This is a genomic window from Acinetobacter sp. TR3, assembly GCF_027105055.1.
In the GTDB taxonomy this organism is placed as follows: Bacteria; Pseudomonadota; Gammaproteobacteria; order Pseudomonadales; family Moraxellaceae; genus Acinetobacter.
Window position 1 is genome coordinate 1,826,734 of the sequence record NZ_CP114264.1, and the last position, 18,379, is coordinate 1,845,112.

Annotated in this window: 13 protein-coding genes and 1 CRISPR repeat array; of the genes, 2 read left to right on the forward strand and 11 right to left on the reverse strand. The window is 38.2% G+C overall.

What is annotated here, in order from left to right; genetic code table 11:
• Nucleotides 1–195: 195 nt before the first annotated feature.
• From O1449_RS08610 to O1449_RS08625, 4 genes are all read right to left on the reverse strand, one after another.
• Nucleotides 196–555 carry a hypothetical protein gene (locus O1449_RS08610; RefSeq protein WP_269230434.1) on the reverse strand — a complete coding sequence of 120 codons (360 nt, stop codon included), beginning with the start codon at nucleotides 553–555 and terminating at the stop codon, nucleotides 196–198.
• A gap of 103 nt (nucleotides 556–658) precedes the next feature.
• The gene (locus O1449_RS08615; RefSeq protein ID WP_269230221.1) at nucleotides 659–1,141 is read right to left on the reverse strand and encodes a DUF4124 domain-containing protein; all 483 of its coding nucleotides are present in this window, start codon (nucleotides 1,139–1,141) and stop codon (nucleotides 659–661) included.
• A 131-nt stretch (nucleotides 1,142–1,272) separates the two neighbouring features.
• Nucleotides 1,273–5,778, reverse strand: coding sequence for a translocation/assembly module TamB domain-containing protein (locus O1449_RS08620; RefSeq protein ID WP_269238060.1), 4,506 nt, complete (start codon nucleotides 5,776–5,778; stop codon nucleotides 1,273–1,275).
• 48 nt (nucleotides 5,779–5,826) lie between these two features.
• Nucleotides 5,827–8,553, reverse strand: coding sequence for an autotransporter assembly complex protein TamA (locus tag O1449_RS08625; RefSeq protein WP_269238061.1), 2,727 nt, complete (start codon nucleotides 8,551–8,553; stop codon nucleotides 5,827–5,829).
• A gap of 163 nt (nucleotides 8,554–8,716) precedes the next feature.
• On the opposite strand from O1449_RS08625, the gene O1449_RS08630 reads away from it, so the two are divergent.
• Together O1449_RS08630 and coq7 are read left to right on the forward strand one after the other, a co-directional pair.
• Nucleotides 8,717–10,036 carry an MFS transporter gene (locus O1449_RS08630; protein ID WP_004661852.1) on the forward strand — a complete coding sequence of 440 codons (1,320 nt, stop codon included), beginning with the start codon at nucleotides 8,717–8,719 and terminating at the stop codon, nucleotides 10,034–10,036.
• 3 nt (nucleotides 10,037–10,039) lie between these two features.
• Nucleotides 10,040–10,675, forward strand: a complete 636-nt coding sequence (gene coq7, locus O1449_RS08635) for a 2-polyprenyl-3-methyl-6-methoxy-1,4-benzoquinone monooxygenase (protein ID WP_269238062.1) — start codon at nucleotides 10,040–10,042, stop codon at nucleotides 10,673–10,675.
• Nucleotides 10,676–10,760: 85 nt separating this feature from the next.
• Here the strand turns inward: coq7 and O1449_RS08640 are convergent, their stop codons facing one another.
• From O1449_RS08640 to O1449_RS08670, 7 genes are all read right to left on the reverse strand, one after another.
• Entirely contained in the window at nucleotides 10,761–11,312 is a 552-nt protein-coding gene (locus O1449_RS08640; RefSeq protein WP_269238063.1) for a DUF2799 domain-containing protein, read from the reverse strand.
• A 26-nt stretch (nucleotides 11,313–11,338) separates the two neighbouring features.
• On the reverse strand, nucleotides 11,339–11,773 hold the full coding sequence (locus O1449_RS08645) for a 2-amino-4-hydroxy-6-hydroxymethyldihydropteridine diphosphokinase (protein WP_269228125.1): 435 nt from the start codon (nucleotides 11,771–11,773) through the stop codon (nucleotides 11,339–11,341).
• Entirely contained in the window at nucleotides 11,730–12,110 is a 381-nt protein-coding gene (gene folB, locus O1449_RS08650; protein ID WP_046738689.1) for a dihydroneopterin aldolase, read from the reverse strand. The genes O1449_RS08645 and folB overlap by 44 nt, the downstream gene beginning before the upstream one ends.
• 26 nt (nucleotides 12,111–12,136) lie before the next feature.
• Nucleotides 12,137–13,435, reverse strand: a complete 1,299-nt coding sequence (locus tag O1449_RS08655) for an ABC1 kinase family protein (protein WP_269238064.1) — start codon at nucleotides 13,433–13,435, stop codon at nucleotides 12,137–12,139.
• A 56-nt stretch (nucleotides 13,436–13,491) separates the two neighbouring features.
• Nucleotides 13,492–14,298, reverse strand: a complete 807-nt coding sequence (locus O1449_RS08660) for a HesA/MoeB/ThiF family protein (RefSeq protein ID WP_442865243.1) — start codon at nucleotides 14,296–14,298, stop codon at nucleotides 13,492–13,494.
• A 212-nt stretch (nucleotides 14,299–14,510) separates the two neighbouring features.
• Nucleotides 14,511–15,919: direct repeats of the CRISPR family, unit length 28 nt; unit sequence GTTCACTGCCGTATAGGCAGCTTAGAAA.
• A protein-coding gene (locus O1449_RS08665; RefSeq protein ID WP_442865337.1) for an IS5 family transposase occupies nucleotides 15,920–16,712 on the reverse strand; the annotation gives its coding sequence in 2 pieces (ribosomal slippage) (nucleotides 15,920–16,450 and nucleotides 16,452–16,712; 792 coding nt in all).
• Nucleotides 16,667–17,826, reverse strand: a protein-coding gene (locus O1449_RS08670; protein ID WP_269238047.1) for an IS3 family transposase whose coding sequence is annotated in 2 segments (ribosomal slippage) — nucleotides 16,667–17,592 and nucleotides 17,592–17,826 — 1,161 coding nt in all. Because the reading frame shifts where the segments join, the coding sequence is not laid out codon by codon here. The genes O1449_RS08665 and O1449_RS08670 overlap by 46 nt, the downstream gene beginning before the upstream one ends.
• Nucleotides 17,827–18,379 lie beyond the last annotated feature (553 nt).

An 18,379-nucleotide genomic window follows, 5' to 3' on the forward strand; every position in this document is an offset into this window, starting at 1 on the left:
ATATGGACAGCAAAATTTTACTAGACTTCGCGTTAAAAGTTAATGCAACTACCGTATTTCTACGTGATGCCCATTATTTTATAGCGAAATGTTCATCTCTTTTGAATACCGCTTTGGTCTTAGATCAAAGCCCAATAAAACAACAGATTAGATCTATAAAAAAAGACAACACGTGTTGTCTTTTCTGTGAATCCATTAAAATGATTTATACTTTGGTAGCTTATCATGTGGTGTTGCTAAGCATTGCGCTGTAAATTTTTGCTTCAACTGTTCACGTTCTGCATCAGGATTTGCCTTGAGCTGGTCAACAGGTAACGCATATACCGTCTCAATAATTTCAAAAATAAATTTACGTGTTGTTTCATCTTCAATTTTAGTCGCATGTTCTATTGCTTGCTTGTGTTCAATTCCATTTTGGCGATCTAAAGTAATTGAACGTGCTGCATTCCCCACACTGACACAATAACCATGCCACTGTTCTGCCGGAGTTAATGGTTTTTTATCTGCACAAGCAACGAGAACCAAACCTATTGCAATCAATAAAACTTTCTTCATCATCATACTGCGACTAATTTGATGCACACATCATACTGAAAGTTGTCCATTTTGCAAAAAAGAAGCGTTTAAATCGGTATGAGCTGCAATAAAATAATACAAATCATTTACTGCATCGCATGCTATTACCCATTTTCTGACATTTACCGCCTATAGAAGAAAGATACGTTGTGCCTGCAACTAAATTATAAGGTTTACCTTTCGCATCCCAACATCTTACACCATTGCAATTCTTCACAGGGATCAGTGCTTCACTCGCGGCTGTAATGGTTACATTTGAGGTTGCAGTAGTTGTACCTGTTGATTTCGCAGTTTGTGTCGTTACCGTTGGAACATTTTTTTGTTCTTTGTTATTGGCCACAGAAACATTTATCGCACTGGGAGTTGTCACCGTTGTATTTATATTTTTTTTAGTTGGATCAAGTTGAGGATCTTGCTTCTGAGTGGGCGGTGGTGTTGCAGAATAAGTCGTTACCCCTTTCGAATCGACCCATTTATAATACTCTTTTGCATGTGCTTGGAATGTAAAGCTGAGCAATATTAAGCCTATAGTTGCCAAAAGTTGACTTAAAGTGACAGGTTTCATTCACTATCTCCAAAAAATGTCATTAATCTATATATTTTTCAATAACTTATTTTTATTTTAACATATTTTTAAAAATATCTAGCATAAAAAAACCTGCTTTATTTTCATAAAACAGGTTTTCTAAAAAAGCTTTAAAAGCGCCAGTTATAGAATACGTCAATGGCTCGCTCTAAAGATTGACTTGCTTCTAAGTATAAACGGCGATTCATTTGATAACGCAAGGTCAATTTATTTACAGGTGTAAACACGCCTATACCATAACGAATAAACAGGTCTGGCGTGATATAGCCCGTTAAACTCACTTGGGTGTCATCACCTGTACCCTGTGCATCAAGTGCTAAACCACTGAGACCAAATGTTCGACCGATCTGATTCGTTAACGCGCGCGTTCCTCCTAAGCCCATACTGATGCCTGCGGCTGCAATGGTATTATTTACATCAGATTTAAAGCCTTCTGTATTACTTAGGCCGCTACTTCCTTCATTGATACGACCTGTAACTAGCGCATTCAATGCTTCTTGTTCAGATAAACCTGCATCATTATAAATTTGAACATTTGGAACGGTTGCTGTCCCAGTAACACGCAAACCAACCATACTACCTTGGACTGATTTATTCGCATCAATATCAAGTGTTGGATTCGCAAGTGGACCATTAAAACGTGCGATTGCTCGGTTCAAATCTAAGCTTTGACCATAAGCTTCAATCTTCACTTTCTGACTTACACCAATTGCACCATTTGCTCGCATTGCAGTTTCTAAACCACGTTGTGATAAATGCAAGCGACCAACCAATGGAATATTACTTTCAAAACCTTGGAAGATCACTTGATTGCCCAATGTCAGTGTCATATCCGCACGAATATCCCACGGTTTAGCTGCTTTCAATGTCGCAAGCAAATCTTGTCCTTGCTGTACGACTCGTACATCTGGTGAAATATTTACAACTGGTGCAGTAGTCTCTGGCATTGAAATACGAGCACGTGGTACATCAATCGTTCCTCTTAAACTCAATTGTTGTTTAAATGGGTAAACATCCAAATTTAAATCTGGTTGCACGATTGCGGTAATCATCGGCGCTTGTCGAATTAAAAGATTATCGCCTTTCAAGCTAAGTGCGAGATGAGGATCTTCTTTCCAATCAAAGCTACCTTTTAATCGTCCAACCCCTTGTCCACTGTTGAACGCACCATCAATACTTGCTGAATCTTGTCGAATAGACGAATAAAGCTGAATGTTGTTTAGATTTACAGGCAGTGAAATCATACTAATTGCACCATTTTTTAAGCGCATTTCACCTGTAAATTGTGGTTGAGTCAGTGTGCCATTAATTTTTCCAGCCAGTGCTAATGTGCCCGCCATTGAACGTACATCTTTAATAAATGGCTTGAATACTTTGAGTTGTACATCATCAAAAGCAACTTCACCACGCATTGGCATTCCATTTTGAAATGGATTCACGATCACGTTAGCGTAACCTGTACCAATGTCTGGTGTTTTCATATCCACACGGAATAACAAGCCATCATTGACACTTTTCGCAATTAAGCTCAATTCATCATAGGTAACTGTGGTCGCAATATCTTGAGGATCATCAGGTGCAAGGCCCAATGCCCCTTTGCGTGTGACTAAACTTGCATCTAGTTTTGGGCGACTACCTTTAGCCCACGAAGCTCGAGCATAACCATTCAGTTGACCAGTAACTGCTAAACCTTCTGGCATAAATACCGCAAAATCATTTAAATCTAGATCTTTTGTAACAACTGAAAAATTACCTTTATTTTGGCTAATACGTGCCGATTGATCTAAACAAACCTGACTATGCAGACTTTGCCAACAATGCTGTCCAATATAAAGTTCAGATTGGGCTGTAGAATAAATGATCGCTGCGCTTTGATTTTGTACTAAATCAATACGGCGTGATTTAAAGTGACCTTTTTGTAATTGTCCTAACCATTCATTGTTCTGATTGAAACCACCTGCAAGCTGTACATAAAAATTAGATTGGCGATTATTACTTTCAACTTTTAATACATGTGCTTTGCGCGTACCACCTAAGTTAATCGTTGCATTTTCTATTTCACGATTACCACTACGTAAATGATCAACTTTGGCAACTAATAATGTAGGTGTTGCTTCAGAAGTAGGCAATTCACCTTGAATACGTAAAGATCGAATACTCGCCAATTCATTAAATGCAAAATTATCCACGGCAATATTGGCTGTTGCTTTTAAACGTGGTTGTGATTGAACGTTTAAAACGCCGTAGGCACGACCTTGCAAACCCGGATAAAGTTCATACAAGGCTGGAGCATTCAGTTTCACTCTTAAACTTTGTGCATTGCCTGTGGCTTGTAACTGGTTTTGAGCATAGGCAAAAAATAAGTTATTGGCTTCAAACTGTTGCGGTAAAAAACCTTTCTGATTGGAGTCTAACAATAAAGTAAGATTGCCACGACCACGAACAGGTTTATTATTGAGAAAACCTGCCGCGTTTAAATCCCGAATATCAATGCGCTTAAGCTTTTCAGACCAAACACCTTGTGTTTTAACATGCCCTGAGAGTTCACCTTTAAGAGTTGAAACAAAATACTGTGGTTTGAAGCGTACTAAAGATGCATTGATATCCCAACCAAGTTTATCTTTTAGATTCACAGCACCTGTAGCAAAAATCTTACCTGCCACACCATCATGTTTTAACTCATTAATTTTTATATATTCTGGTGTTCCTGCCACGTTGATTTTCAACAATCCATTGCCTTGATTTAATGCATTTAATGAACCATCGTAGTCAACAGCAAAACTTTTAAAACCTCCACCAGACTTCTGATCATTAAACATTAAAGCGGCTGTACTTTTGCCTTTTAATGCAACGGTTTCTATACGATCTGACTGAACAATTTGACCTTTTAAATCAATACGATCAAGTTGAATGATTTGTTGATTCGGTTTTGCAAAACCAGTTGCTTTAATATCGCCATTTAATAGATTAACAGGTGCAGTAGCAACGACTGTTTGTGGATTGAAATTCTCGGCTTTAAGCTGAGCCTGCCACGCTAACTGTTGCTTTTCAGTAGGTAATTTAACTTTTGCTTGCCCCGACAAACTCCCTTTCGCAGCCTGATAACGAAAGTTTTCAACATTCAGCAGATTTGATTTTATATCAAGACGGGCATCATATTTACCTGTTGGTAATAATGCTTTCTCATGAGGTTTCACTGTTGTAGAAACATAGATATCTTGTTGACCTTGTTTTAAGGCGATGTCGGTATGACCGTCTTCGCTACTCAACCAACCAATATAAGGGACTGCCCGATCTATATTTTTCCATGCCACATTTAGCAGCATCGGCTGCGGTTTGTGATCTTTCGATGCAGCTTGATTGAGTTTAACAGCCCAAGTTTCATATTTATCAAAAGCAAGCTGTGCACTTAAAGCCAAACCTTTTTCCATAGACCCTGATGAACTTAAATTAGCATCTAAATTAGGCGGTAAAAAATCCTGTGCGATTTGCGGAACAGTTTTATCTTTAGGGTTTAAATGATCCAAACGACCTTTAATATCCCATGAAACATGTTCATGCCAATTGACTAAACCTTTGAGCGCAATAGATCCACCCATTAATTGACCATTAAAGTCTTGAATATTCAATTGATTCTTTAGATCTGTCTCCATTAAAGCATTGTATTTACCTTCGGGGATTTGCTCACCTGTCAAATCGGTATCTAGATTTAGGAACAATTTTTGAATATCACCGCTAAATCTTGCCACACCATCTTTGGCAAATAATTTCTGTTCTTGCAACAAAGGTAAATGATAATTTTTAAAAAGCAGTTCGCCTTGCATCGGTACGTGATCACGCACTGGATGTATAACAGCCCAACCCGTTAATAAATCTGGAGTCTGTGTTGCGATACCTGCTTTTAATGTATCTAAAGATCCCGCTGCAACAACTTTAATAGTATGAATATTTAAAGTTTTTAACGATGGAATAATTAGATCTGCTTTCGCATTAATTGGATATTTACCACTAAAATCCATTTTCCCTGTAGCATGTTGCACTGCCAAATACCCCATATCCATTTTTGAGTCTTTAAACTCTAATTTGGTTCCAGACCATAGGGCATCTTTCAAGTAAATATCATTAAAACCAACTTTCGATGTTTGAGTTTTAATCTCAAGATGGTCAAGAGTTGCTTCATCTACACGCAATACGAATGGAAGTTTGATTGCATCAAAGGCAAATGGTTTACCTGAAGGCGGTTTTTTGTTGATCACTCTCAGATTACGTACATCAGCATGACTTAAATGTATTTCTTTATTTAAGATTGCGCGCCAACCAAGAGAAACATCAGCACGATCCAAAGTAACATCTACAGCTTTTAATTGAACTAAAACATTCTTAAGGATGATTCCTCTGAGTAAATTTCCACCCTCATATTCATAACGAATCATTTTTTGGCTTTGCAGTACCCGATCTAATAAAAAACGACTGCCTTTGTCGGTAGAAATCATAACGATTAAAGAGCTAACCAATAACAAAAGTATGATCGACAAAATTAACGCAACACTTCTCATGATGCGTCGTTCTGATCTTGGTCCAACTGGTGGCGTTAGTTGCGGTTCTACTTCCGTCATAATCAACCTAAAATTGTTTGAGCTTTTCTAAAGGATGTTTTTAAATTATTAAAGCTGTGAGCCGATGAAAAAATGTAATCGGATCGGGTTATTGTCATTGGAAATACCAGATGCCACATCAAGCCGTATTGGTCCTATTGGTGATCTCCAACGGATACCCACTCCAATACTATATTCGGTTGGATTACTAAACTGTTTGTCATAGGCATTACCAAAATCAGAGAAAATTGCTGCTCGCCAACCATCTTTAAACTGATAATTGTACTCTAAAGATCCTACACCTAAAGCTTGTCCACCGATTTTAAAACCGTTCTCCTCTGGTGAAAGACTTTTGTAATCGAAACCGCGTAAAGACTGGTCTCCACCTGTAAAGAAACGGAGGTTATAAGGCACTTTTTTAAAATCATCTGTGAAAATATAACTAGTGTCAGCTCGACCTACAAATTGGTGATTTTCATTTTCACCCAATGAATAAATAAAACGCCAGCCGCCTGTCAAAATTGCCATATTTGCATTTGAGAATAATGACTCTGTCCCTAATTCAAGCTTGTAGGTTTGCTTAAAGCCTTTAGTTGGATTCAAGCGAGAATTACTATTGGTCTTAGAAAGTTCATATCCAAATAACAAGGACTCTTGTTCCGAATCAATCCCTGATACTTTAAAAGCATCAGGTAATTCATTGATATCAATATCACCTTTTTTAGTTAGACGATCTAAACGGTAACGTAAACCAATGATATGTTGCCAATCACCCAAAGGATTTTTAATAACACGTTCACCACCTAAAACAGCGGACTCAACCAATAAATTAATATCTGGGCCAATGTCATTGCGCTCTTCGCGCTCGTAACCACCCACAAGGTTAAAGTAATCGTTGAGTGGATGTTTATAAGGGATGCTGTATCGCCCATCTATAGATTGACGAATTTGTGACACCTCAATATTGGCATCAAATGCATGGCCATATTTATTCACAATTGCTCGTCTGTATTGACTACGCACACGAGCACCCGTGTCTGTACCGTAACCAATACCAGTTTCTAAACTATTCAAACGATCTGCATTAAGCGTGACTACGACTGGAATTTTTTTCTCAATTCTCGTTTGCTCTTCTAATTTATGGCGTTCATCTTCGTCATCATCATGTTCATGTGATAAGGGCATAGAGCGTGCTAGAGCATAGGCTTGAGGGGGTTGACCTCCAGAGAATTGTGTTTCATCAACGACATTTTGCGTCACTTCTTGGGCAGAAGTTACTTTTTGTCTTGCCAATTCTGCTTTCTGTTGACTATTTAGCAATTGGGATTGTTGGATTTTCTGTTGATCGACTAAAGCTTGAAGATCTGGCGCTAACTCTATAGTAGGCTGAACTGGGTCAGGTTTAATCGTATCTACCAATGTGTAATTAAAGTAACGTGTATTCGTTAAGTTATTTGCTAAGGCATTTACACGCCAAAATGCATAGTCATCACCCTCTTTCCAAGGTGCCAAACTATCTAAAACTTTTTGAGTTAAAGGCAATGGCTTAGTTGGATCGCTCATACGATACTCAACTTGTTTAAGTTTATATCGCTCACCCGTCTCATATTTTAGATTAATTTCAGCTACTTTTTCTGGCTGGCTAATTTTGACATCATGCAAACGCCAATAACTATCAAAAAAACCGTTATCTGATGCGGCATTCACTATCTTTGTTTTTGTTGTTTCATATTTACCGTGATTAAAAATGTCCCCTTTGTCTTGTTCTGGGATCAAACGTAAAACTTGGAATTGAGGCAAGTTTTCACCCGCACCAGAAAATTCAATATTTTGCTCTTTAATACGGACGGGTTCATTCGGTGTCACAATGACTTTAACTTTATTATCACTTACCCGTTCAAATTTATACGTGGCATTATAATAGCCTACAGCTTGTGCAGCCTGATTGGTCAACACTCTTAACTGAGGTAAAGCGACGTTAAAGTCTTCAAAAGATTCTTGAGTAAAACTTGATAATTTTGCTTTTATATTTGCAGCCAACGCAGGGGGAGCACCAGTTACATCAGCGGTAATACGCGGAATTTTCTCTGCACCCATCAAGTTATCTGGGTGAAAACGATTCCATATTTTTCGGAAGAACCCGACTTTTTCTTTAGGCTGATCACTTTGTGTTTGAAACTCTGGTAATGTCCGACCCGTTTCATTTGCTTCAACGACAATCTTACTGTCGGTTTGAATGTCTTGCATCAGCCGATTAATATCCACTGGAGCCTTAGTAATTTCTATCAGTTCAGGCTGTGAAATGTCATTAACAACTGTTGGCGGATTTTTTGACGTACTTTCTCGATAAGCTTGGGCCTCATTTTTTGCACTCTCAGCCTCACGAAAAATTTCATTTGCCATTGTTTGATCAACAGGGATAACTGGCAAATTTTCTAAATTATCATCAAGCTGAATCGGTTTTAATTCATTAATCTGATTATTAGACTGCTCTTGCTGTTTCAATGCCAACAAGCTGTCTTGTTCGGCTTGATTAACAAGAGACTGATTTGTACTGCTTGATAAAACAGTTGATGTGTCCTCAGTATTTTGATCAGATTTAACTTGATTCAAAGACTGTTGGTCTACGGTTTTATTATTTGATGTATCTGTTAATTGTTCTTGCGCACAAGCAGTTGATATACAAGAAGTAATTAAAAAAGTGCTACAAATAAGTTTAGGAAAGCTCTGCATTTTAAATATTAAATGCATAGAATGAACCAACGTTAACTGTTTAAAATTAGCTTTAGATGACATGTAGAACTCTAAACTTATTTTTAATTTATCATTTGTGACTGGTGAAAATACTTCAAATCTTTGATTTTCATCCAATCAAAGATTTGAAGTATCATACATGCATTTTGTAGCATTTTTACAGTACGTCACATTTTTTTATAAAACACAATGAAGTGAACACACGATGAAACAAGATGAGCGCTTAATGACATCACGTCGGTTTGCACCGATGTTTTTCACTCAGTTTTTTGGAGCCTTAAATGACAATGTTTTTAAGCAAGCTCTACTTTTAGTGATCACTTATGGTTGGATCCAGCAACAAAGTGCTCCGGTCAGTACACTCAATAATCTAGCTGCCTTATTATTTATCTTGCCTTACTTTTTCTTTTCTGCAACTGCTGGGCAAATTGCTGATAAATATGAAAGATCTCAACTCATTCGCTTTATAAAAATATTAGAAATTATCATTATGTTGATTGGAACCGCAGGGTTCTTGCTTGGAAATTTATGGTTACTACTTTTTGCATTATTTCTGATGGGGACACACTCAACTTGTTTTGGTCCAATCAAATATGCAATTTTACCAGAAATTCTAAAACAAGAAGAATTGATGTCTGGTAATGCACTTTTCCAATCAGGTACATCGATCGCAATATTATTAGGAATGATTCTTGGAGGTGCAGTCATTGCATCATCGGAAGGAAACTTATTGTGGATTAGTGTCACTGTTGTCATCATAGCTTGCTTAGGCTATTTATGTAGCCGATTTATTTTACCTCAAAAGGTTGCAGCGCCAGATTTACAAATTGACTGGAATTTTTTTCGTACAAGTTTTCAAACTTTAAAATATGCTAAAAGCCTTCCAATCATATTTATTGTTTTGCTCGGTAATTCTTGGTATTGGTTTTATGGCGCAACCTATTTAACTCAAATTCCTCAATTGACCCAACAAAACCTACATGCTTCTGAAAACGTTGTCAGCCTACTCCTCACCTTTTTCTCTGTTGGTATTGGTGTAGGTTCTTTGCTGTGCAGACGTATCGGTGGTACAGAGATCAATATTAAAATGGTACCTTATGGTGCGATTGGGTTAACGATCTTTGCTTTGTATTTAGCAGCGAGTCTCTCTTTTGTTCCTGAACGAACTGGCGATTTACTGAGTTTAAAAGATATTTTTACCCAAGGTGCCGTGTACTATCATGTCATGCTTGCCGTGACTTTATTAGGTATTAGTGGTGGATTTTATATTGTGCCGCTATATGCAATGATGCAAGCTTACTCACCACGTTCTCACCGTGCGCGTGTGGTGGCCGCAAATAATATTCTAAATGCTGTCTTTATGGTTTCTTCTGCAGTTTTCTCAATTTTAATCTTAAGCATTTTAAAAATTGATATTAAAATATTATTTACGATTACTGCAGTTTTAAGTGCAATTTTCTCATTTTGGTTATTAAAGCGTTTAAAACCGTTGTTAGAAAATGCACCCAATACTTTAGAGGATTAATATATGCGTCATTTTACAGGTATCGATAAACTTATTAATTCTTTTGATCAGGCTCTGCGTAGCTTAGTACCAGGGGCAACTGCTGCTCAACGATCTAATCCAGCAAATACAGAACCCTCACAATTATGTGTTAGCGATGCTCGCCATGTAGCAGGTTTAATGCGTGTCAATCATAGTGGCGAAGTCTGTGCGCAAGCGCTTTATCACGGTCAGGCGCTCACTGCAAAGCTGCCTCATGTTAGAGAAGAAATGCAACAAGCTGCGATAGAAGAACAAGATCATCTCGCTTGGTGTGAAGATCGTTTAAAGGAATTAGACAGTCATACGAGCGTGCTCAATCCAATTTGGTATAGTCTATCTTATGGTATGGGTGCAATAGCAGGTATTGCTGGCGATAAATATAGCTTAGGGTTTGTCGCTGAAACGGAACGTCAAGTCAGCCAACATCTACAGGAACATATTCAACAACTTCCATCTCATGATGATCGTTCACGTAAAATTTTAGAACAAATGAATGAAGATGAATTACACCACCGCGAAACAGCCTTAAAGGCTGGAGGTGTTGATTTACCCGTACCTGTGCGTATTACCATGACAGCTATATCAAAATTAATGACTAAAACTAGTTATTATTTATAAATAACAAAAAGTGGGAATTATAATTTCATAATTCCCACTTTTTTATTACTTCAATCAATATAATTTAAACAATTCTACTTAAAAATTAACGCAATCCACGTTCAGCTTTAAAACGTTCCAAAGTTCGAACTGCATCTTGGTAACGTGATTGAACTCTGCTGCTATTGATGCGCAAATCATATAAACGTTTTTTATAATCATCACGATCCTTAACAGATAAGTCTTTACGCTCTAACTCTTTTAAATAATAGTTAATGTCATTTTGTGAGCGATCAAATTCAGAATTTGCTTGATAGTAGTCATTTGCAACTTGATAATATATTCGCAATGATTCACGTTTGTCTAACGGACAAATACGAAAATCACCACGCCCTTCTAATGCTTCATTGAAAATGGTTTCTGGTCGACAGTAATAGCCCAAACCTTTTTGGTAACCTTGTTCATAAAGCTTTTGATTTGGCACGATATTGGCTTTTTGGCAAGAAGAATAATATTTATCTAATCGAGATTCCTGTCCTGCTGCACCGTCTTTTTCTCCAACATTAAACCAATTTGCAGTTTTACATTGTTCAACACTCATGGCAGCACAGCCTGAAAGTAAAATTGTAAAACCTACTAACAATGAAATTTTCTTCATGGAATATTGTTCCTATTATTATAGTGTTACATAGAAATAACGGGATAAGAATTTTTCCTATCGTAATCTAAATCTGGAACCTGCCACAAATCATAAAGTGGAATTTTAACATCTAAGGCTAATGGTAACTTTTTTGGATTAAATTGCATATCGTTTAAAGTCTCTCCCCAAGCAATCACATCAATATCTAAGCTAATATTATGTGATGGGCGAACTCGACCAGATTGTGCTTCTAAATTTTTCAGGGTTTCAGTGATCTCATCAACATTCAGTCGACTTTTTAATAAACAAGCTGAATTCCAATAATCGGCACCAACACGATCCCGACATGGGATTCTATAAATAGAAGAAAATTCCACTACACCTAAGCTTAATATCTGTTGATAAGCAAATGTGAAATTTTGTTTTTGTTTGAGGTTACTCGCCAATGCGAGCGCAAAAATTGTTTCTGTTGCGTTCAAGGCGAATTCCTACTGCATTGGCTTGTGCAATGATGGCGGGTTTACGAATAGTGATAACGATCGATTCAATTGAAGAAAATGTCGTAAATAGACATTCAAGCACCAATTGTGCAGCATGCTCAATCAATTTGGGTTTGGCTTTTTGAATCACCTGAGCTGCAAGTTCGCAGATTTGTGCATAGTTCAGCGTATCTTCTAGCTCATCTGATTGCGCAGCTTGAGTTAGATCATTATGAATGGTGAGATCTAGCATCAAAGGTTGAATAATTTGGCGTTCCCAGTTGAAACAACCAACCACAGTATCCACCTTCAACCCTTCAATTATAATGGCATCCATAATGACCTAATGAACCGATAAATAAATTAATGCTTTAAAAACGAAGCAGGTTCAATATTGTGAACCATTTTCAAACGTTGGTCAGCATAAATATCAGTATATGGTGCAAGAACACGCATGAAACGATCAAAATATAACATTTGCTTAAATAATAATGCGAAGTCACGTGGGAATTTAATGCCATGACGTTCACCCACGCCAATCATATCCATCATGATATCATTGAGATCAGCAGGATTAGAACTCAGAATTTCTTGAGGATCTGCCAATAGAACACCACTAAACAAACGCTCTAAATCATCAGCAAGCACTTGAGTATCAATTTTCTGATGGGTCATCCCCATCTTAAGCATGTTCTCAGCCATAGCAGTGTAATTGGTATGCTGTAATGCATCCATAAATGCCATACATGCTGTCCAAACCTCAGGATTCAGTTGTCCAACAATCCCAAAATCAATAAAACCAATACGACCATCTTCAAGTAACATCAGATTTCCAGCATGTAAATCGGCATGGAAACTCTTACATAACATGAGACTACCAAACCAAGTGTTCATCGCAGTAATCAGAACTTGTGTTGGATCTTTGGCATATTTTTTAACAACATCAAAATCAGTTAATGACACCCCGTACAAGCGCTGCATAGTAAGTACACGGCGTGTTGAAAATTGATGATAAACTTTTGGTGCAGTGGCAGCCTGATTCCCAGAAACATTCAAGTATTGAATAAAGTCATCCAGATTCTGTGCTTCTTCAATAAAATCAACTTCACGTACCATACGTGTTTTGATCTCATCCACAATTTCAGAAAGCGATACAAACTTGATTTTTGGCACAGCTTTTTCTAAAAGTTTTGTCGCCCAATGCACCACATTTAAATCAGTATATAAAATCGTCTCTACACCAGGTTTTTGCACCTTTAATACCACATCTTCACCCGTAACTAGTCGAGCTGCGTGGACTTGTGCAATTGAAGCTGAAGCTAGTGGCTTTTCATCGATAAAACCAAAAATTTCATTCAGATTACGGCCTTCAAATTCTTCAGCTAATACTTGTTGGATATAGCTAAATGGTAAGGTTGGCGTTTGATCTAAACAGCCTTGGAATTCCTGAACATATTCACGAGGGAATAAAGACGGCGTACTGGCAATAAATTGACCCAGTTTGATATAAGTCGACCCAAGTGACTCAAAGGTCTCACGCATGAGTTTTGCATTACTTGGTTTCTCAGTTGCATATTTCACACCTGCTTGTGCTGCAACCACCACTGTTTCACCAATACGTGCAACAGATCGTAATCCATCGAATAAAATATTTCTTTTCATAATCTTTCTTGCCTCACAGATGGCATTAGTTTAGCAAATTTTGCTCAATTTACCGATCAAGTTGCCTGACAAACTGGACAATTTACATCTTTTTCAAATTTAAGAATGCGTTGCGATAGATTTAAACCATTCCAAAGCAATAGTTTTTGCTTTAATGGTGTCAGACCAAGTCCTAAAAACAGCAAAGTGTGATGCGCTTGTAATGACGCTATCATTACAGGAGTGGTAGCTAATACACCTGACTCCGCACAACGTAACCCTTCATTGTCATGATCTTCTTTCGGAAACAGGCATTCATAACAAGCTGAATCAGCATCCACCATAAACAGTTGCCCTTCAAAACCAATGGCTGATGCACTGATGAGTGGTACTTGATGTTTTCTACACACCGCATTCACCAGATAACGAGTCGTAAAATTATCACAACCATCCAAGACTACATCTTGATGCTGTACAAGTTCATCAGCATTCGTTTCATCGAATCGTATATTTTGATAGCTAACTTGTATATGCGGATTAATATCTTTTAGATGCTTTGCCAGTATTTCGGCTTTGTATCGACCTAAATCTTTTGTCGTAAAGGCAATTTGTCTTTGCAGATTACTCATTTCAATTGTATCGGCATCGACAATGGTAATTTTACCTACACCCGCACGTGCCAACAGCTCGGCACTGGTACAACCGATACCACCTGCGCCGATTATTAGCACATTGGCGAGTTTTAGTTTTTCTTGTGCTTCGATATCCCAACCATCTAATAAAATCTGACGACTATAGAGAAGCATTTCCTCATTACTTAGCTCAAATTCGTTTTCCAAATGGTCTGACACGGGACTTACTTCTTTATCATCAAGAGTATTCATGATTTTAAGTCGATGTAGGTTCTGAGGAAAGCAATAAATTAGAACGAACACTGTTTTCTTTTGACAAAAAGCTATTTTTACCCCAATATTTTTCTTACTCTTTAACAGCTTAATAAAATCAATAAGTTACAATTTGGATCAAAACTTTGGGTATTTACTCAATTTTCTTGATAAACCTATGTTTTAACTTGTTTTATTTACTCTATTTTACTGTTCACTGCCGTATAGGCAGCTTAGAAATTGGTAAGAATGAGAAGTTTTGGGCACAAACAGTTCACTGCCGTATAGGCAGCTTAGAAATTCAAAAATTGGGATTTCATCGAATTGAAAATGTTCACTGCCGTATAGGCAGCTTAGAAAAAACATTTGCAGGACATAGATATGCTTGCAGAGTTCACTGCCGTATAGGCAGCTTAGAAAAGCTGAAATTGCTGGTGAGATTGCCTCAATGCGTTCACTGCCGTATAGGCAGCTTAGAAAACCCACAGTCATATAACGATCTTTACCTGTATGTTCACTGCCGTATAGGCAGCTTAGAAATGTGAGTCGTATGCATCAATTTTTATTTTCTCGTTCACTGCCGTATAGGCAGCTTAGAAAAATCAAATGCAGCAACGCCGAAATCCGACACAGTTCACTGCCGTATAGGCAGCTTAGAAAATCAGGTGAGCGGTAGCGATATGAAGTGGTTTGTTCACTGCCGTATAGGCAGCTTAGAAATCGCGCCTGTTAACAAATGTTAATGTTAGAAAGTTCACTGCCGTATAGGCAGCTTAGAAACCCGAAATTCTGCAACATCAAATACAACTACAGTTCACTGCCGTATAGGCAGCTTAGAAAATCACGCCCACGTACTAAATATAAATTCCTCGGTTCACTGCCGTATAGGCAGCTTAGAAAGCCATAGAATTTTCGAGTGTCCGATTAAGCGCGTTCACTGCCGTATAGGCAGCTTAGAAAAATCGAAAAAGGATCGTTTGCCTCATACAATAGTTCACTGCCGTATAGGCAGCTTAGAAATCAAGATCAACGCCTTTTTCTTTAGCTACAGTGTTCACTGCCGTATAGGCAGCTTAGAAATAAAGCCTCCGATCTCAAAGAATCAGGTCAGAGTTCACTGCCGTATAGGCAGCTTAGAAATTTTCAAATGTAAACACTCCGTCTACATTAAAGTTCACTGCCGTATAGGCAGCTTAGAAAACGTGGAATCGAAGCGGGTAAAATGCAGGGTCGTTCACTGCCGTATAGGCAGCTTAGAAATTTTGAAGATTGGTTAAGTACCAAAGATCATCGTTCACTGCCGTATAGGCAGCTTAGAAAACGTGGAATTGAAGCGGGTAAAATGCAAGGCCGTTCACTGCCGTATAGGCAGCTTAGAAAATGCGCCCAATTTCTTTAACCACCCTAGAATAGTTCACTGCCGTATAGGCAGCTTAGAAAAAACCAAAAGCATTATCAACTTGGAAGCCTTGGTTCACTGCCGTATAGGCAGCTTAGAAATTTAAATAGCATTCAAACGATTGCATACAATCGTTCACTGCCGTATAGGCAGCTTAGAAATATAAGATCATGCTAGGGATTTAACCTTTTTCAGTTCACTGCCGTATAGGCAGCTTAGAACCTATCCAGAATATTTTCTATGCAAAAGTAGCCTTAAAAAGGCTAAGTTAATGAACTGAAGGCTCGTATTTAGGTGCTTTTCACAGTTTTTCCAAAGCCTTCTACATTTTTCTAACCAAGCAAATGATCTTTCCACAACCCAGCGTTGTGGTATGACTGCAAATTTATGTAATTCACTTCGTTTAGCAACTTCAACTCGCGCTCTGATTAAATCATTAACAGCCAAAGAAAAGGGTTCGCCTGTATAACCACCATCAACAAGTACAACCTCTACATTTTGTAAGGTGTCTCTATGTAAAGTTATGGCATCTAATGCACCTTGACGATCTGTTTTATCTGCTGTCGTAATAAATATTCCATGAGGCAGACCTTGAGTATCAACAATGATATGTCTTTTAATCCCTGAAACTCTTTTACCAGCGTCATAGCCTTTATTACGTGCGGTATCTGTGTTTTTTACACTTTGTGAATCAATGATGATAAAGCTCGTTTGTTCTTTCCGTCCATTGTTGATACGGGCCTCGCCAACCACATTTTTTTAAAGCCTGCTCAAGTATGCTAGGTTCAGTTTCTGATGGTTTTCTATTCCAAATCGAGAAGTAATAATGCACAGTGCTTTTAGGTGGAAAGTCTCGAGGAAGCATACTCCATTGACATCCACTTTTTAGAATATAGAGCAAGGCGCAAAACACTTCATAGACATCAACGACTCTTGGACGTGTTTGTTTTCTTCCGCTCAATAGTGATCCTAGACAGTATCGTGGACAACCGATCCCTCTAAATTCTTGAAATATTTCTGTTCAAAGGCTTCTGGACTTAACCAGCCATTTGCAGAATGCCTTCTGATTCGATTGTAGTAAACTTCAATATACTCAAACAAGATAGCATTTGCCTCTTTTCTCGTAGAAAATACACTGCCATGTACTACATGCCCCTTCAGGGTATGGAAGAAGCTTTCGGTCACTGCATTGTCCCAACAGTTTCCTCGTCTAGACATGCTTTGAATACAGTTATTCGTCAATAATAGCGCCCTAAAATCACGACTACAGTACTGACTACCTTGATCCGAATGCACCATGACACCCGTTGGATAACCCTGACGAGCCATTGCATAATTAAACGCATCACACACCAATTGGCGGTCTATTCGATGGCTGGTTTGCCAACCCACAATACGACGGCTGAATAGATCTAGCATCACACATAAATACAGCCAGCCTTCTTTAGTTCGGATATAGGTAATATCCGTTGTCCAAACTTTATTAGGCTGAGTAACTGTAAATTGGCGATCCAACAAATTTGATGCTGTAGACAAACGATGGTTTGAATCAGTCGTATGCTTGTATTTACGTGCAATCCTACTACGTAAACCAAGCTTTTTTAGCATCCTTCCAACGGTACGTTCGCTCATGCGATAACCTAAATCACGCATGTCATGTACCAATGACGGTGCACCCAAGCGCGCATGATGCTGCCAATATACAACTTTTAAATCATTGTATTTCTGCGCTGTATTGGTCTGGCGTTTTCGCCAGGCATAATAGCCTGAAGTGCTGACATCTAGGCATTTACAGACAGAAGACACAGTGACTTCATTTATATCCATATCTTGAATTACCGTGTACTTTTCTTGGCATGATCTGTCAGAAAGTACACATGCGCTTTTTTTAAGATGTCATTGGCTTCCTTGAGCTGTTTGACTTCTTTTTCTAATTCCAAGATCCGCTGTTGTTCAGGAGAAAGTTGACGTTTGCTTGAACCTACTGGATTGGCTTCACGAATCCATTTATCTAAGGTTGAATAACCCACACCTAATTTATGGGCGATTGCAGCTATAGGCTCGTGGGAGTTTGAAAGTGCATGATCAATTGCTTGCTGTTTAAATTCCGGACTAAAACGTTTAGCCATTTCTTGGATCTCCAAAGATTGAAGTTACGTTATCTTTAGAGGGACATGCTGTCCATTATTTTGGCTAGGATCAATATCATACTCTGCCAGCGATTGTGCAGACTTCATTTGCTTAGGATTATCTGGGAATATCCCATCTCATTATTCTCTAACGCATTTTGCCCAACCACACCAGCCAACTGAGCATTGTAGCTGCAATCTCCTGTAGCCTCACAAATCCCTGCCGTTAAATCGTGGTATCACCTTTACCCCACCAACTAGCTAATCTGCTCTGCATTGAGTGTCGTGTTATTATGTGTTTGTTTTGTGGTTACTGCCTTTGCCATAACCTGCATCTGCTTTAGGTGATAGGCTGAAAAGGCCGCCAACACATAAAGTGTCCCGCCTACAAGAATTACTACCACACTGCCGGAAAGCTAACCCCCATTAAAAAATAGCTATGAGGTTCAGCGCACGCTTACGAAACTTGTAATAAACTGATCTAAAATTCGATCATATACTTCATATCTCAAAGTATTGACTTAAATTATGATTAAGCCATGCCAGAATTAGA

Bases quoted from the DNA above. Each gene is read 5' to 3' on its own strand.
- O1449_RS08630 (WP_004661852.1), top strand. From the start codon at position 8,717: ATGAAACAAGATGAGCGCTTAATGACATCACGTCGGTTTGCACCGATG.
- O1449_RS08620 (WP_269238060.1), bottom strand. From the start codon at position 5,778: ATGACGGAAGTAGAACCGCAACTAACGCCACCAGTTGGACCAAGATCA.
- O1449_RS08625 (WP_269238061.1), bottom strand. From the start codon at position 8,553: ATGTCATCTAAAGCTAATTTTAAACAGTTAACGTTGGTTCATTCTATG.
- O1449_RS08610 (WP_269230434.1), bottom strand. From the start codon at position 555: ATGAAGAAAGTTTTATTGATTGCAATAGGTTTGGTTCTCGTTGCTTGT.
- folB (WP_046738689.1), bottom strand. From the start codon at position 12,110: ATGGATGCCATTATAATTGAAGGGTTGAAGGTGGATACTGTGGTTGGT.
- O1449_RS08640 (WP_269238063.1), bottom strand. From the start codon at position 11,312: ATGAAGAAAATTTCATTGTTAGTAGGTTTTACAATTTTACTTTCAGGC.
- O1449_RS08615 (WP_269230221.1), bottom strand. From the start codon at position 1,141: ATGAAACCTGTCACTTTAAGTCAACTTTTGGCAACTATAGGCTTAATA.
- O1449_RS08655 (WP_269238064.1), bottom strand. From the start codon at position 13,435: ATGAAAAGAAATATTTTATTCGATGGATTACGATCTGTTGCACGTATT.
- O1449_RS08660 (WP_442865243.1), bottom strand. From the start codon at position 14,298: ATGAATACTCTTGATGATAAAGAAGTAAGTCCCGTGTCAGACCATTTG.
- coq7 (WP_269238062.1), top strand. From the start codon at position 10,040: ATGCGTCATTTTACAGGTATCGATAAACTTATTAATTCTTTTGATCAG.